This window comes from Sphaerospermopsis sp. LEGE 00249, assembly GCF_014299995.1.
Taxonomy (GTDB): Bacteria; Cyanobacteriota; Cyanobacteriia; order Cyanobacteriales; family Nostocaceae; genus Sphaerospermopsis; species Sphaerospermopsis kisseleviana.
The window spans coordinates 17,273-32,438 of record NZ_JACJUZ010000026.1 but is presented as its reverse complement, the minus strand read 5'-3'; the positions used below and the strand labels follow the sequence as shown (position 1 = coordinate 32,438).

22 protein-coding genes are annotated in these 15,166 nt (G+C 36.4%); 15 read left to right on the top strand and 7 right to left on the bottom strand.

What is annotated here, in order from left to right; genetic code table 11:
• Window positions 1-28: 28 nt before the first annotated feature.
• The 9 genes from urtE (at window position 29) to H5968_RS11125 (ending at window position 4,116) form a co-directional block, all read left to right on the top strand.
• A complete protein-coding gene (urtE, locus tag H5968_RS11165) occupies window positions 29-727 on the top strand; it encodes an urea ABC transporter ATP-binding subunit UrtE (RefSeq protein WP_187040007.1) in 699 nt (232 codons plus the stop codon).
• Window positions 728-838: 111 nt separating this feature from the next.
• On the top strand, window positions 839-1,294 hold the full coding sequence (locus H5968_RS11160) for a DUF29 domain-containing protein (protein WP_187040006.1): 456 nt from the start codon (window positions 839-841) through the stop codon (window positions 1,292-1,294).
• A 182-nt stretch (window positions 1,295-1,476) separates the two neighbouring features.
• Window positions 1,477-1,677, top strand: coding sequence for a type II toxin-antitoxin system HicB family antitoxin (locus H5968_RS11155; RefSeq protein ID WP_096569238.1), 201 nt, complete (start codon window positions 1,477-1,479; stop codon window positions 1,675-1,677).
• Window positions 1,678-1,730: 53 nt separating this feature from the next.
• Window positions 1,731-1,883 carry a type II toxin-antitoxin system HicA family toxin gene (locus H5968_RS11150; protein WP_241993511.1) on the top strand — a complete coding sequence of 51 codons (153 nt, stop codon included), beginning with the start codon at window positions 1,731-1,733 and terminating at the stop codon, window positions 1,881-1,883.
• A gap of 92 nt (window positions 1,884-1,975) precedes the next feature.
• Window positions 1,976-2,206 (top strand): DUF433 domain-containing protein, encoded by a 231-nt coding sequence (locus H5968_RS11145; protein ID WP_187040005.1) that lies wholly within the window; start codon window positions 1,976-1,978, stop codon window positions 2,204-2,206.
• A gap of 223 nt (window positions 2,207-2,429) precedes the next feature.
• Window positions 2,430-2,624, top strand: coding sequence for a hypothetical protein (locus H5968_RS25650; protein WP_255427110.1), 195 nt, complete (start codon window positions 2,430-2,432; stop codon window positions 2,622-2,624).
• Window positions 2,625-2,630: 6 nt separating this feature from the next.
• Window positions 2,631-2,921, top strand: coding sequence for a hypothetical protein (locus tag H5968_RS11135; protein ID WP_187040004.1), 291 nt, complete (start codon window positions 2,631-2,633; stop codon window positions 2,919-2,921).
• Window positions 2,922-3,370: 449 nt separating this feature from the next.
• Entirely contained in the window at window positions 3,371-3,787 is a 417-nt protein-coding gene (locus tag H5968_RS11130; protein ID WP_187040003.1) for a XisH family protein, read from the top strand.
• Window positions 3,775-4,116 carry a XisI protein gene (locus H5968_RS11125; RefSeq protein ID WP_187040002.1) on the top strand — a complete coding sequence of 114 codons (342 nt, stop codon included), beginning with the start codon at window positions 3,775-3,777 and terminating at the stop codon, window positions 4,114-4,116. Before H5968_RS11130 ends, H5968_RS11125 begins: the two co-directional genes overlap by 13 nt.
• 138 nt (window positions 4,117-4,254) lie before the next feature.
• On the opposite strand, the gene H5968_RS11120 is transcribed toward H5968_RS11125, so the two are convergent.
• Window positions 4,255-4,650: a type II toxin-antitoxin system VapC family toxin gene (locus H5968_RS11120; protein ID WP_187040001.1), complete on the bottom strand. Its 396-nt coding sequence runs from the start codon at window positions 4,648-4,650 to the stop codon at window positions 4,255-4,257.
• A 3-nt stretch (window positions 4,651-4,653) separates the two neighbouring features.
• Window positions 4,654-4,875 (bottom strand): antitoxin family protein, encoded by a 222-nt coding sequence (locus tag H5968_RS11115; RefSeq protein WP_096668005.1) that lies wholly within the window; start codon window positions 4,873-4,875, stop codon window positions 4,654-4,656.
• A 684-nt stretch (window positions 4,876-5,559) separates the two neighbouring features.
• Here H5968_RS11115 and H5968_RS11110 point away from each other — a divergent pair.
• Window positions 5,560-6,252: a hypothetical protein gene (locus tag H5968_RS11110; RefSeq protein ID WP_242027363.1), complete on the top strand. Its 693-nt coding sequence runs from the start codon at window positions 5,560-5,562 to the stop codon at window positions 6,250-6,252.
• Here the strand turns inward: H5968_RS11110 and H5968_RS11105 are convergent.
• The gene (locus H5968_RS11105) at window positions 6,227-7,540 is read right to left on the bottom strand and encodes a site-specific DNA-methyltransferase (RefSeq protein WP_187040000.1); all 1,314 of its coding nucleotides are present in this window, start codon (window positions 7,538-7,540) and stop codon (window positions 6,227-6,229) included. The genes H5968_RS11110 and H5968_RS11105 overlap by 26 nt on opposite strands.
• A 345-nt stretch (window positions 7,541-7,885) precedes the next feature.
• The gene (locus H5968_RS11100; RefSeq protein WP_187039999.1) at window positions 7,886-8,632 is read right to left on the bottom strand and encodes a hypothetical protein; all 747 of its coding nucleotides are present in this window, start codon (window positions 8,630-8,632) and stop codon (window positions 7,886-7,888) included.
• A 101-nt stretch (window positions 8,633-8,733) separates the two neighbouring features.
• On the opposite strand from H5968_RS11100, the gene H5968_RS11095 reads away from it, so the two are divergent.
• Window positions 8,734-9,582 carry a hypothetical protein gene (locus H5968_RS11095; RefSeq protein ID WP_187039998.1) on the top strand — a complete coding sequence of 283 codons (849 nt, stop codon included), beginning with the start codon at window positions 8,734-8,736 and terminating at the stop codon, window positions 9,580-9,582.
• Window positions 9,583-9,713: 131 nt separating this feature from the next.
• Here the strand turns inward: H5968_RS11095 and H5968_RS11090 are convergent, their stop codons facing one another.
• The 3 genes from H5968_RS11090 to H5968_RS11080 form a co-directional block, all read right to left on the bottom strand.
• The gene (locus tag H5968_RS11090; RefSeq protein WP_187039997.1) at window positions 9,714-11,117 is read right to left on the bottom strand and encodes an NAD(P)(+) transhydrogenase (Re/Si-specific) subunit beta; all 1,404 of its coding nucleotides are present in this window, start codon (window positions 11,115-11,117) and stop codon (window positions 9,714-9,716) included.
• On the bottom strand, window positions 11,114-11,407 hold the full coding sequence (locus H5968_RS11085; RefSeq protein WP_096569218.1) for an NAD(P) transhydrogenase subunit alpha: 294 nt from the start codon (window positions 11,405-11,407) through the stop codon (window positions 11,114-11,116). Before H5968_RS11085 ends, H5968_RS11090 begins: the two co-directional genes overlap by 4 nt.
• A 147-nt stretch (window positions 11,408-11,554) precedes the next feature.
• Window positions 11,555-12,709 carry a Re/Si-specific NAD(P)(+) transhydrogenase subunit alpha gene (locus tag H5968_RS11080; RefSeq protein WP_187039996.1) on the bottom strand — a complete coding sequence of 385 codons (1,155 nt, stop codon included), beginning with the start codon at window positions 12,707-12,709 and terminating at the stop codon, window positions 11,555-11,557.
• Between the two features lie 665 nt (window positions 12,710-13,374).
• On the opposite strand from H5968_RS11080, the gene H5968_RS11075 reads away from it, so the two are divergent.
• From H5968_RS11075 to H5968_RS11060, 4 genes are all read left to right on the top strand, one after another.
• The gene (locus tag H5968_RS11075; protein ID WP_187039995.1) at window positions 13,375-13,881 is read left to right on the top strand and encodes a DUF2808 domain-containing protein; all 507 of its coding nucleotides are present in this window, start codon (window positions 13,375-13,377) and stop codon (window positions 13,879-13,881) included.
• A gap of 192 nt (window positions 13,882-14,073) precedes the next feature.
• Window positions 14,074-14,208: a 50S ribosomal protein L34 gene (gene rpmH / locus H5968_RS11070; RefSeq protein ID WP_096569209.1), complete on the top strand. Its 135-nt coding sequence runs from the start codon at window positions 14,074-14,076 to the stop codon at window positions 14,206-14,208.
• Window positions 14,209-14,230: 22 nt separating this feature from the next.
• Window positions 14,231-14,653 carry a ribonuclease P protein component gene (rnpA, locus tag H5968_RS11065; RefSeq protein ID WP_137667972.1) on the top strand — a complete coding sequence of 141 codons (423 nt, stop codon included), beginning with the start codon at window positions 14,231-14,233 and terminating at the stop codon, window positions 14,651-14,653.
• Entirely contained in the window at window positions 14,640-15,029 is a 390-nt protein-coding gene (locus tag H5968_RS11060) for a PH domain-containing protein (RefSeq protein WP_187039994.1), read from the top strand. The genes rnpA and H5968_RS11060 overlap by 14 nt, the downstream gene beginning before the upstream one ends.
• Window positions 15,030-15,166: the final 137 nt, after the last annotated feature.

The window sequence follows — 15,166 nt, the reverse complement described above, 5'->3', positions numbered from 1 at the left end:
ATAACCGCTATTGAGAATCAAAAAACTGATGCTAAAAATTTCTCAACTTAACGTTTACTACGGTGAAAGCCATATTTTACGCAACGTAGATTTAAGCGTACCACCAGGGCAAATGATCTGTTTAATTGGACGTAATGGTGTAGGTAAAACCACTCTACTCAAAACAATTATGGGGTTACTCTCACCCCGCAGTGGTACAATTAACTTAAATGGAGAATTAATTAACTCTAAATCTCCAGACCAAAGGGCAAAACTGGGAATTGGTTATGTTCCTCAAGGACGAGAGATCATCCCCCGGTTAACAGTCAGAGAAAATTTACTTCTAGGGTTAGAAGCTAGACAGAAACAATCAAGAAAAGCCGAAATTTCTGAAGAAGTTTTTAGCTTATTTCCGGTGTTGAAAACTATGTTATCCCGGATGGGTGGTGACTTGAGCGGTGGACAACAACAACAGTTAGCGATCGCCCGTGCTTTAATGGGAGAACCACAGTTACTCGTCTTAGATGAACCCACAGAAGGAATACAACCCTCAATCATCCTGGAAATTGAAGCCGCAGTACGTCGCATCGTAGAAACTAAAGGTATTTCTGTGTTATTAGTAGAACAACACTTACACTTTGTCCGTCAGGCTGATTACTATTACGCCATGCAAAAAGGTGGTATTGTCGCCTCTGGTTTCACCACAGAACTGAGTCAGGATGTGATTCAAAAGTTTTTAGCTGTTTAATTTGTTTAATTTGATTGAGTATTTTACCGTAAAGTCAAATCCTCACTACTAACCCACATTCCGCACTTCGTTTTGTAATAGAAAAAAACTACAGAAATTAAGGAGAAAACTATGACACATCCATCTATGATATTAACTAATAATTTTTATGCAGAAGATTATAATTTATGGATTAAAAAAACCGCTTATTTATTAAAGAATAAGCAGTTTTCAGAATTAGAATTAGAAAATTTAATTGAAGAAGTTGAAAGTATGGGAAGAAGTGAAAAAAATGCTTTAAAAAGTAATTTACGAGTTTTAATTATGCACTTGCTTAAATACAATTTTCAACCTCAAAACAGGTCAAATAGTTGGTTGTATACAATATATGAACATCGTCAAAGATTACAAGATGCGTTTTTAGATAGTCCTAGTTTAAAAGGCTATTATTTAGAAGTTTTGGATAATTGTTATCACCACGCTCGTAAAGAAGCAGCGATTGAAACTGGACTTCCTTTATCTATTTTTCCTGAAGATAATCCTTTTTCCTCTGATGAAATTTTAGATGCTGATTTTTTTCCAGTTTAATCATAATTTCTGTTGTTAAACGATACCTACGGTAAGCTATGCGATCGCACTTCGTCAACCTCCAAAACAGCGAACCGACCAGTCAGCACTTGCGTGATCGCTAAGTTGGATTTACTTGGATTTACTGAGAAATTTTTTATAATTTCTGATATGATATTTATATTTATTCCAACAAATTGTCCATGAAAATAAAAGCAATTATTTGGGAAGAGGATGGTGTATGGTGTGGTTCTGTACCAGCTTTACCAGGATGTCATACCTGGGGTGAAAGTTATGAACATTTATTAGAAATGTTAAAAGATGCTGTTCAAGGTTGGTTAGAAGTTGCTAGTCAGCAAGAAGAAGTTGAACCAGAAAAACAGTTAATTGAGTTATCTTTATGAAATCCGTTTCTGGTAAATCTCTGTGTAAGATTGTTTAACGCTATGGATGGAGTTTGAAAAGGATTACAGGTAGTCATCATATCTATGTTAAGGAAGGTATGAGTGTGATTCTTTCTATCCCTGTTCATGGTAATCGTGATTTACCTACTGGTACACTCAGAAGTATTTTGAAAGATGCTGGTTTGACTGAGGAAGATTTAGATTAATTTTGTTGATCGCACCTCCTCAAGTTCCCAAACATTCTTTTTTATAGATAAATTTATGCTACTATCAAAGATAGTGAAGAACAAATATTTTTATGTTAAATTTAGACAGAATTACATTTGATAGACAAATTATGGCAGGACAAGCTTGTATTCGAGGAATGCGAATACCTGTCTCTTTAGTGGTAAATCTGGTAGCTAATGGTAAACCGATAGAGGAAATTTTAGAAGAATATCCTGATTTAGAAGCTGAAGATATTCGTCAATCTTTACTTTATGCAGCTTGGTTAACTCAAGAAAAAGTTTATTCTATTATAACTGCGTAGTAATCATATTTTTATTAAGAATTAAAATGAATTTTACTAAGTTCTTGATATACTGATAATATACCAAAATAATAAAATCTAGGATTTTATGATTAACAATCACCAATCCATTACAGATAAATCATCAACGAAACCCCGCAATGATTTATTACTAGAAATTGAACATACTCCAGAAGAATAAATACCAGAATTACTACAAATTGTCCGGTTATTTCGTCAAAGTGTGACGATGAAACAGACATCTTTAAAGAACTGGGAAAATGCTATTAATGAAATTAATAAAAGTGATGCAATTAAAAAAGAACACAGAAAAACTAATATTAAAAGATTATTCGAGTCATGGAATGAATCAGATGATCAACAAGAACAACAAGAAACTTTAGAAATTATTGAATCTATGAATAGTATTTCAATTTAAAATAAAATGAGTAAGGTTATTGTTTTAGATTCTGCACCTGTGGGATTAATTACTAATCCTAAAGCAAATCCTCTAGATGTGCAATGTCAAGAATGGTTTTATAGTCTTTTTGAAAGAGGTTATGAGGTAATTTTACCAGAAATTATAGATTATGAAATTAGACGGGAATTATTGAGGGCAAATAAGTTATCAGGAATTAGAAAACTGAATCAAATAAAAGCAGAAATTATTTATCTTCCTATTACCACAGAAGTGATGTTAAAAGCAGCAGAATTATGTTACTACTTTGGGAATTAAGTATTATTGCTTTGATAGCCCCCAAAAACAACAAAACCGCTACGCGAGCGGTTTATGATGCGGCAGTCATACGACTACCCCCAGGCTATGCCTACCTTTATATTATCTTCTGATTTATTAATTGTCAATATCTGATTGAGGTTTTTATTGTTTTGGTAAAGCGATACCTTCGGTAAGCTTCGCTAACGCACCCCTTCAACCTCACCAAAAGCGATACCTTCGGTAAGCTTTGCTAACGCACTCCCTCAACTTCCCAAATAGCGATACCTTCGGTAAGCTATCTCTACGAGACGCTACGCGAACGCTAACGCACCCTCTCCACTTCCAAAACAGCGATACCTTCGGTAAGCTATCTCTTTGAGACGCTATGCGAACGCTAACGCCTGAGTATATGATATAATTGTACTATTAAGATTAACGAGTGTTTACTCAATATTATCAAAAAAACAATGCCAGCAAAAGATATTTACCACGATGCTGTTAAAAACGCTTTAATTAAAGATGGTTGGACAATTACGGCTGATCCTTATAAAATCAAGTATAAAGATGCTGAATTGTTCGCTGATCTATCCGCAGAAAAACCGATTGCAGCAGAACAAAGTGGACGGAAAATAATTGTTGAAATTAAGAGTTTTCTTAGTCCTTCTCCCATGAGAGATTTTGAAATAGCTTTAGGGCAATATATTTTATATCGTAATTTAATTACTCTCACAGAACCAGACTATACAATTTATTTGGCTATTAAAGAAAGTACATATCAAAACTTTTTTACAAGAGATTCAATTAAAGAGATTGTCCAATTAAATCAAATTTTGATCATTGTCGTGAATGTAGAAAAGGAGGAAATATTACAATGGATAAACTAGAAAAATATCAAATAGCAATTAAACAAGTTCTCACAGAATATCATAATTGGGTTTCTGGTGCAACAAATTTAACTGATGAAAGTTGTTTGGTTTTTGATGATAATAACTATCACTACATTTGGTGTTTTTTGGGTTGGGATGGTAAGAAAAGAACTAATAATATTCAAGTTAATGTCAGAATTAAAAATGATAAAATTTGGATTGAAGAAGATTGGACTGAGGAAGGAATAGCTAATGAGTTAATGAAGTTAGGTATTTCTAATCTTGATATTGTTTTAGCTTTTCATCCTCCTGATGAAAGGAAATATACTGAATTTGCTATTGCTTAAATATTATAGCGATCGCCTACAATAACCTATGCGATCGCACCTCTCAACCTCACCAAAAGCGATACCTTCGGTAAGCTATCTCTACGAGACGCTACGCGAACGCTAACGCACTCCCTCAACCTCCCAAATAGCGATACATTACGGAACGACTTGAAAAATACCAAATTGACGAAAATGATAATCAAATGAAAATGCTTGGATAATATCTAACTTTTCCATGATAACTTTACTACTACAATCCGTGAAACTCCATTCTTTGTCAGAATAATCACAAAAAAGCTGCCAAGTTAGGCGAATATCTTCTTCTGTTAAATAATATATAGTTGCTAATTTACCTGAGAAGAAAGCTTCACCTAAAATAATTGCTCTTTTTGCTTCTCCTCTTGCTCTTAATAAAGTTAATGTTTCATCAATTACATAATCAGTTGTTACTAAAGAATCTGTATTATTAGTTAACCATAAAATAGCGTTTTTATGGTTGGAATCTGAAGGAACAACACTAGCAAACCAAGCACCCGTATCTACAAAAATCATAAACTATTGACAATATAAAACTTGATCGTGATCTTTGCCATCAAAAGGATCTGTTTTCCCCTCTAAAGGAAGTTCAGCAATCTCTTGCAAAATTTCTAATGTTTTTTTCTGTTGATAATTAGATTCTAGAGGAATGATAATTACTTGTACTTTACTTCCTTCTGCTAGTTTTATCGGTTGTGATAGTCTTAATGTTCCTTGTTCATAAATGGCTTCTACTGGCATATAATTTATCCTGGAATTTGATTATTTAAATTATAGCACTATCTCCTAAATCCCATCATCCTCAAACAGCGATGCTTTTGCTTGGTGCTTCGCTATCGCATCCCCTCAAACCACCCAAAAGCGATACGGTAAGCTATCTCTACGAGACGCTACGCGAACGCTAACGCACTCTCTCGACTTCCCAAAAAGTGATACCTTCGGTAAGCTATCTCTACGAGACGCTACGCGAACGCTAACGCACCCCTTCAACTTCCCAACATCTCTTTTTAAACGAACCGCAGAGACGCAGAGAACGCAGAGGATAGCTCATTTTCGCCAACATCCTTTTTTAACGAACCACGAAGAAGCGAAGAACACGAAGGAAGAGGAGAAGAGAGAGCGATATTTGGAAGTTTCAGATATAGCATACTTATAGGTGAGTAACTACTGCTTTTTTAACAAATACCTGGACAAAAATACCACTATTGCTTATAGTAATAACCTGTACTGTTTATGAGAATAAGGAAATAATTTTGACTACGTTTGCCAGTTACAAAACAACAGCATCTAAGTGGATTACTATATTTATTTGATTCACCGTTCTATCCAGATTACTTAGATGAGGCTAAAATACTTTATGAAAAAGTACAAGTATGCTTTATAGAACTTGTTGATAAAGCACAAACGTCTACAGAATTACTGGAGATGATCTCTAAAGAACGTAATCCTTTACGAAATCAATTACTTAGAGTTTTTCGTAGATACGTCTCTCCAGATACATCTGTAGAAATGACTAAAAAGAAAGGCGATATACCTAATACTATCAGAAACTTTAGTGATAAATTTCGTCCGATAGAGGAAGTTAAACAAAAGTTGCACAGTCGTCCCATACCTGATGAAACTCTCATGGCACTTCTTCTTGAATACAAAACAAAAGGAAAAAAAGGGTATGATTTAACAGAAAGTTTTTTCTTATGGTTTAACGAAAAATTTAGCAAAGATTATTCTATTAAAGGACCGATTCGTGGGGGGAAAGATGTCATGTTACATAAGGCTTTGAATAACTTTCCATCTCAAATTCCTGCGGATATGTTAATCTCTCGCTTAGATGGGACTCCATTAGTAGTTGGATTTGCTCGTTATGACTCCGACAGAGGAGGTTCTCAAGAAGATGATAGAATAGGAGGAAATCGAGATAAAATCACAGAAATTTTGGGTTATGCTAAAACATACAATTTGCCATTAAAAGTATTGATGCTGAATGATGGTCCTGGATTACTTCTAGGTTCTATGTGGAATGATTACGCTAATTTAGAACAATATGGACAAAGTAGAGTAATGGTTTGTACTTTGAAAATGTTAGACGAGAGATTTACACAAAGCTGGTTAGATAGTTAAGTTTACTATTCCAATTTTTGATGATTTGACCAGAAATTAACTCTAAACTTGCTGATTCTTCAATATACAAGTCCAAACCTGTTTTTAAAATTCTATTAACGTCAATTAAGTTTATTTGTTTATATTTACAATTACCATTTTTGCCATTAACAAAATCACCCATTGCTTCACTACCATTAACTAAACGTTTAATTATAGTATCAATAGATAATGGAGAATTATCAATGCCTATCCATTTTCTACCTAATTCTTCAGATACAGCTAGAGTAGTTCCACTTCCTGCAAAAGCATCTAAAACAATATCTCCCGGATTTGATGAAGCCATAATTATCCGTTTCATCATCTCTGGATTTTTCTCCGTTGGATAACCAGTAATTTTAATATTTTGATTGTGAGCGTCTTTAAAATCAAGCCAAATATCTTGAATGGAAATACCCTGACTATTATCTAAATATACTTTTCTTCTAGGATTACCATTTGCAGACCAATATATTTCTCCCCTTGCGTCCATTTCATCTAATGTTTCTGGTGTATATTGCCAATGTTTACCCGGTGGTGGTGACATACCCCTCCAAGGTTGACCTGTTGCTCCTTTTCTTACTCCTGGAGCATGAATAGGAACTTTTTTATATAGTCTTCCTGTTCCTTCTTCCACATATTGATATTCTTTTTTAATCGAGTCTTCTGTCCAAGCGTCAAAAGGTTGATTCCATACATAATTATCTGTTTTTGTATAAAAAAGAATAAAATCGGCAACATTACCATATTGTTTGCGTGTATAGTTTTTAGGATTGCATTTTTTTCTAGTAATCCAATTCCGAAAATTTTTAACTCCAAAAATTTCATCCATGATAATTTTGACAGTACAAGCCATTTTTTCATCTAAATGAACATAAATAGAACCTTCTTCTGAGAGAATTTCTCTAATTAAAATAAGACGTTGACGCAAATATTCTAAATATTCTGCACCTTCGATGAGATCATGATAAGCATGATTGCTATTACGAGACTCAAAACTGCTACCTGTTGCATAAGGTGGATCAATATATACTAAGTTAACTTTTCCGGCAACATTATCATTATTTAATAATGTGCGAAGAACGTTTAAATTATCGCCATATATTAGTTGATTTCTAGGATATCCCTCAACGCTAATTATATGATTTAAGTTAGCCGGCTGAATTTTTAATATATCTTCTATAGGCATTTTTCCTTCATATTCAATTCGGAAAGATGTTGTATTTTGTTTATGATTACGCCCATTTCTACTAGGTATCCCTGTTGCCATATTGTTTAAACTTTTGACTTTTTTATAATTATACTATAGCGATCGCACCCCCTCAACTTCCCCAAACAGCGAACTGACAAGTCAGCACTTGCGCTATCGCACCCCCTCCACTTCCCAAACAGCGATCGCACCCCTTCAACTTCCCAAATAGCGATCGCATCCCCTCAACTTCCCAACATCTCTTTTTAAACGAACCGCAGAGACGCAGAGAACGCAGAGAGTTTCGCGCAAAGTCGCAAAGGAGCAAAGTCGCAAAGGATCGCACTTTTCCCCTAATATCCTTTTTTAACGAACCACGAAGACACGAAGAACACGAAGGAAGAGGAGAAGATAGAGCTAAAAGTATTATTCCGCTAGTTTAGCAGCTATTGATTTACCAATATAATGAAAGTAGTCATTGGTTACACCACGATCATTAGAGTGTTTAGCCATCACAAATATAGTATGGTTATTTTTACCAATAAAGAAACGGTGTTTTTTTGAATCTTCTGTTTTTGCAACTTCAATTTTTGTAAAGTCAATATTTGCTATTTTCCTCCAAGAATATTCATATCCTATACCATAAAAAATAACGGCTTTAGGTTGATGTTCTTTTATGCTTTGAATAATATGATTTATTCGTTTTTCAACACAATAATTTGCATAAGTTTCTCTATCGCATAAAAAAGGGAGTTGAGAATATTTATCATATATCCAATCATTAATAGATGTTGAAGGTAAAGGTAATAATTCTAATAAACAAGTTTCTTGATTTTTCCTACATAATTTTTCAAATTGATAGTCATGAACATCTTTTAAACAAATATTTTCCTTACCTTTTGCACTTAATAAAATACGAATCAACTTATTCCAGGTCGGTTGGTTATTTTTACCCCACCCTCCCATATCTTCATGATATTCTGCAACATCGTCTATTTCTTGCTGTCCTCTATTTGCCCATGTATTGATTCGTAAATTTGCATCTTCAAAGTTTTCTGCTCCCCTTTCTTCCATACCAATAAACCAATATTTTCCTTCATAATTACCATATCCATAAAATTTCTCAATTCTTCTTTGTAAGAGTTCATCATCTAAAAATTGCTGACTGCCCATAATTATGTAATACTCCTTAGATAATTAGTCTTGACGAGTAATAACTATTATAGTATATTTGTTTTGCGTAGTCAAATAAACAAAGCTAAACAAAGGTAAATATGGGTTATAGTTTTTGGTCTAGAGCAGAAGTTGTTACCACTGAGCCGGAAAAAGTAAAAGATTTAATTTTGCAAATTGTAGCTGAAGGAGAAACAACATCGGTTTCTAATCTAGAAATCAAAGGTAATTCTATTTTCTTCGATTCAGATGGTTATGGGCGTTATGGTCTACAGTGGGAAGAAAGGTCAGGTTGGGATGATGAAGGAGTATTATTTGCAAGATTATGTGAGGAATATATAGGAGCATTAGTTTGTTTTGAAGCTGTGACTCCATGTGATATTTTTGCTTACAATTATTATCTGTCAACAATTTGGATGAAACCTGAAGGAGTAGTTAAACCTAAAATTAATTGTTTCGATGATGAAGATGAAGAATATGAATATGAAAATGAAGATGAGGATAATTATGAAACAGATGAAATACAAACTTTCTATAGAGAATGTCATGTACTATGGTGGGAAGATTTAGATTTTTCAAAAGATTGGGATAAATTTGGTGATTATGAGCCTTCATTCAGCGGTCAATTTGACAACCATATGATTAGTTTATGGTTTATTGAGATAGATAAAATGGAAGAATATAAAGATGAAATGCCCGATCTTTATAATGCTTACATCAAAGCTAAAGCAGATGGATTTGATGATTGGGCAATACCTGTCTGTTGGGGTAGCAATAAATCAATTAGTTATGATGTTGCTCGAAAAATAGGTCAATTATATTCTGATGAAGAGTCTGTAATTCAAGATTGTTTTCAGAATATGGAAAAGATAATTTCTAATCAATCTTATTTTCGTGATGCAGTTGGATTACCTGAAAATTTTCCGAAATTATCTAAATTAAATAAATAAACTTTATTCTTCTTTGCGCCTTTGCTCCTTAGCGTCTTTGCGCGAAACAAACCTCTCTGCGCCTCTGCGTCTCTGCGTGAGAAAAAAAGTAAGGGCATAGCATTGCTATGCCCCTACCCCCTAAAATTAACCTAAAGTTGCTTCACCTCACTAACCAACTTAGCCACCATATCCTTAGCACTACCAAACAACATAGTCGTCTTATCCTTATAAAACAACTCATTATCCACACCAGCAAAACCCGCACTCATACCACGCTTAATCACAATAGTTTGCTTCGCTCGATCAACTTCTAAAATCGGCATTCCATAAATCGGACTATTCGCATCACTACGCGCCGCAGGATTCACCACATCATTAGCACCAATCACTAACGCTACATCAGCCTGTTCAAACTGGGGATTAATATCCTCCATATCATATAACTGCGTATAAGGTACATTAGCTTCCGCCAATAATACATTCATGTGTCCCGGCATTCTCCCCGCAACCGGATGTATCGCATATTTCACATCCACACCCATGCGTTCTAGTTGATCCGCCAACTCCCGGACGCTATGCTGTGCTTGAGCAACTGCCATCCCATAACCTGGTACAATCACCACAGAACGAGCATAACCCAACATCATCGCCCCTTCTTCAGGATCTATACTGCGAACAGTTTGATTACTTGTACCCGCAGCACCGCCACCACTAGCAGTAGTTACAGAACCAAAAGCACTAAATAACACACTGAATAACGACCGGTTCATGGCCTTACACATGATTTCGGTAAGGATGATACCCGAAGCACCCACCAAAGCACCGGCGATGATTAACATATTGTTCATCACCACAAAACCCGCAGCCGCAGCAGCAACACCTGATAAAGAGTTTAACAGCGAAATCACCACCGGCATATCACCGCCACCAATGGGTAATACAAACATTACCCCCAACACCAAAGAAACCGCCACCACCGCTAAAAACACGGGTAAACTATCCGGTGACATGATTAAATAGGCACTTCCAGCCAAGTATGTACCTAAAAGCAAGAGGTTAACAGGTTGTTGCAAAGGAAAGGTAATAGGAGTACCACTAACCAAACCTTGCAACTTAGCAAAAGCCAGAAAACTACCGGTTAACGTCACACCACCGATCAACACATCCAATAACATAGAGATGTTGACAGCGAGGGTGATAGGTTGAGAACTTCCCAACAACCGCCAAAACTCTGCCACAGCGATAAGTGCGGAAGATGCACCACCCAAACCGTTAAGTAAACCTACCATTTGGGGCATTTCCGTCATTTGCACTTTGTAAGCTGCCACAGCCCCAATAATAGAACCAATGACTAAACCCACTAAGATCATCTCGTAATTTAATACGTGCTGATCTAATAAAGTGGCAACCACAGCTAATAACATTCCCACCGCAGCAATCACATTACCATTACGTGCAGTTGCAGGAGAACCGAGCTTTTTTAAACCAAAGATAAATAAAGATGCAGCTACTAAATAAGTTAGCTGAATCCCAGTAGGGATAAAAGTATTCATGCTTTAACATCCTTCTTTTTAAACATTTGCAGCATTCTGTCTGTAACCAAAAAACCACCGACAACGTTAACCATTGCCAATATCACCGCAATTAAACCGAGAATTACTGATAAATTGGTGTTTCTTTCCCCCGCAGCGAGAATTGCACCTATTACCGAAATGCCAGAGATAGCATTAGAACCCGACATCAAAGGAGTGTGAAGAGTCGGGGGAACTTTGTTAATGACTTCAAAGCCGATAAAAGAAGCCAAAACAAGCACAAATAAAGCCGCTAGTAAAGTTTCATTCATTTTGATTTAAGATGTTAAATTGTTAGCTCACGCAGAGACGCAGAGGCGCAGAGAGAATTTAGAGAACAAACGGAAAATCTCTCTCTAACACTCTTTCCTTTGTGTACTTTGCGTTCTTTGCGGTTCGTCCCTAAAAAATCCTCAAAACTAAACCACAACAGCTTGCAAAGCATCCTTCACCCGTTGATTTCTAATTTCACCACCATAAGTAACACAAGCAGCATCAACAATATCATCGGCAAAATTAATCTGTAACGCCTTATCTTTAATCAATAACTGCATTAATGCAGTAATATTTTTAGAGTACAATTGACTAGCGTGTACAGGCATAGATGAAGGTAAATTAATCGGTCCAATAATGGTTACACCGTTCCACACAATATCCTTACCCGGTTCTGTACAAGCGCAGTTTCCACCCTGTTCTGCTGCTAAGTCTACTATTACAGAACCGGGTTTCATGGCTTTTACCATCTCTTCTGTAACTAGGATGGGTGCTTTTCTGCCTGGTACTTGGGCGGTGGTAATGACTACATCGGAATTTTTGACGTGTTCAGCAACTAATTCTTGGGTGCGTTTTTTGCTGTCTTCCGATATTTCCTTTGCGTAACCACCTGCTGCTGTAGTTTCTTCTTCTAATTTAACTTCCACGAATTTCGCCCCTAAGCTTTGTACTTCTTCTTTGACGGCTGGACGAATATCAAAGGCTTCTACTACTGCTCCTAGTCTCCTTGCAGTGGCGATCGCCTGTAAACCCGCAACTCCCGCACCCATAATAAATACTTTAGCAGGTGCGATCGTACCCGCAGCAGTGGTTAACATCGGAAAATATTTTGGTAATGCTGCTGCTGCTAAAAGTACGGTTTTATACCCTGCTAGTGATGCTTGGGAAGATAAAGCATCCATGCTTTGCGCTCTGGTAGTACGGGGGATTAATTCCATACTTAAAGCTGTAATTTGCCGTTGTGCTAATTTTTGCGCTATTTGGGGATTTCCTAATGGGTTGAGAAAGCTGATTAAAACAGATCCAGTTTTCAGTAATTCTATTTCAGAACGTCCATCTTCTCTTTCTTGGGGTGGACTGACTTTTAACATTATGTCTGCTTCACCCCATAATGTAGCAGGATCACTAATTATTTTCGCTCCTGCTGCTTCATAGTCAGCGTCAGTAAAAAATGCTTTTTCTCCCGCACCAGTTTCTACATAAATTTCTAATCCTTGTTTGATTAATTTGGCTACAATGTCAGGAATTAATGATACCCGACGTTCACAAACTTCTATTTCTTTAGCTACTGCTATTTTCATGCAATCTCCTAGAGATAAATACTTAATTTATTGATGTACGTCTTTAATAAACTGATACAACTAATGCAACATGAACCATGAACTTTGTCTTGAACTCTTGTGTAAAACATTTTTGCTATTGACAAATATGATCTAGATGGTTCTCAACTGTTGTGGTTACTGCACATCTTATGTGCATTTTTTGATGTTATATCTATGTCTTCAGATTATTTTCGGGATTGTGCAATTTAATTTCTACTTTCTGCCATACTTAAATTGGGTAAGTTTGATATTTTCTACTTAACTGCACGATTTTGTCAGGATTCAGAATATACAAAGGTTGAGTCTCAACAATTGATTGATTGTAATTTAAGGAGCGATCGGCAAAAACTTTTTTCAACTTTTATCAAAAAAATGTTAGTTTACTCAACATCTCTATACAATCTGCAACACAAACAAAGAAAAACTTTACACCCCACATCCCGCATCCCACACCATAGGATTAAGCCTTATTTTTGCCTGATTGTCACATCTTTAGAGTAAAAATGTACTTTTGGCACTTTTATTTTCATTTTTCGTCTATGATTAAGTATAAAGTAGTAAAGTTTAGTTAAGAATACTAACAAGACTGTTACTGAAGATTACAGAGAACTCAGAAATAATATTTATTTAGAGGAAGCCTAACTATGCGACGTTTACTTTCTGCTTTAGCTGTAACTGGTTGTTTATTAACGACTTTTCCGGCTGTCAGTTTGGCACAACAAGGTTTTACACTATTTAGCGGTGTTAAGGGAGAAAATCAACTACCCTTCCGTTTAGACTTTGGTGGACAAACCAACGCCACGGATAGATATATACTCAGACTACCCGCCAAAAAAATGAACCTGGCAGTTGCCCAATTTGCCATTACTTACCCTGATTATTACAAAGGCAGTTTTGATCCAAAAGCAGTTGAAGTCAGAGTCAAAGGAAAAGGTGTTCCTTTAAGTGAAGTTAAATGGAATAAAGAAGGACGGATAATAGAGATATTTCCCGAAGAACCAGTACCAGCAGGTAGTAAAGTTGAGTTAGTGCTATCCAACGTGCAAAATCCTGCCTTTGGGGGAATGTTCCATTTTAACTGTCAAGTCCTCTCCCCTGGAGATGTACCAATGTTGCGCTACTTAGGTACTTGGCTCATCAGCATCAATTAACAAGGGAACAGGTAACAGGTAACAGGTAACAGGTAGCAAATTATTTGTATTTTCCCAATCACCAGTCCCCAATCACCAGTCCCCAATCACCAATCACTAGAAACTGTATCCAGAAATGTACTCTTATTGCCTGTAAAGTGGTAAGATAGCAGATTGTGACTTTTTATAAAAATCGCCTAAGAGGACAAAGAAATGCAAAGAACATTGGGTGGAACTTGTCGGAAGAGAAAGAGAACCTCTGGTTTTCGTGCTAGAATGCAAAGCCCAACTGGCAGAAGAGTAATTAGAGCCAGAAGAAAAAAAGGTCGTCATCGTTTAAGCGTTTAGGCATCCAGCAAATAGAGTAGCTGTGGCTTTGCCCAAAGCATATAGATTAAAATCCCGCAAGGATTTCCAGGCGGTTTTCCGGGAAGGAATTCGGTGTCATAGCTCTCATTTCACTTTGAGAGCTTTAAAACCGTCACGTCCACAAGAAACTTCTAGTGATAATGACGCTGCTACCATAAAATTAACTAAATGTCAAGATTTAGCTAGTACAAAAATTGGCGTTTCCATTAGCACCAAAGTCAGTAAAAGAGCAGTAGTTCGCAATCGGATTAAACGGCAAATTACAGCCGCATTGTCTCAAATATTGCCTAAGTTATCACCTGGATGGCGATTGGTAGTGATTGTCAAGCCAAAGACAGCAGAATCTGAGTGCGTAAGCCAACAATTTCTGCAAGAATTAGAGCAGTTGTTGGTAAAAGCAGAGGTAATAAATGGGTATTCGTGAAGAAGTTTATTATGAAGGTGGTCCCCATATTGGGGATTTGATTCTCAATTTATTGATTGGGCTAACGGTTGTGGGTTTACCATTAACTATTGGAGCGATAGTTAGAGCGTTATGGTTACGTTTTAAAATCACTGATCGGCGAGTTGCTGTGATGGGTGGTTGGATGGGACGCGATCGCACTGACGTAATTTATTCAGAAATAGTCAAAGTGGTAAAAGTTCCCCGTGGCATAGGGTTATGGGGAGATATGGTACTTACCCTGAAAAACGGTAGTCGGTTAGAAATACGGGCTATTCCCAATTTTCGGGAAACTTATGATTATATAAGTGAGAAAGTAGCCGCTAAAAATCCCCAATATACTGCTGCTCAAAAGTAGGCAGGAGGCAGGAGGCAGGAGTCAGGATAAAGAAGGTAAATATTTCTTCCCAGTCACCAGTCCCCAGTCACCAGTCCCCAGTCCCCAGTCCCCATTGTGCGGCTATCCGTAGCCAATGATAGTCGCTAATAAATCAC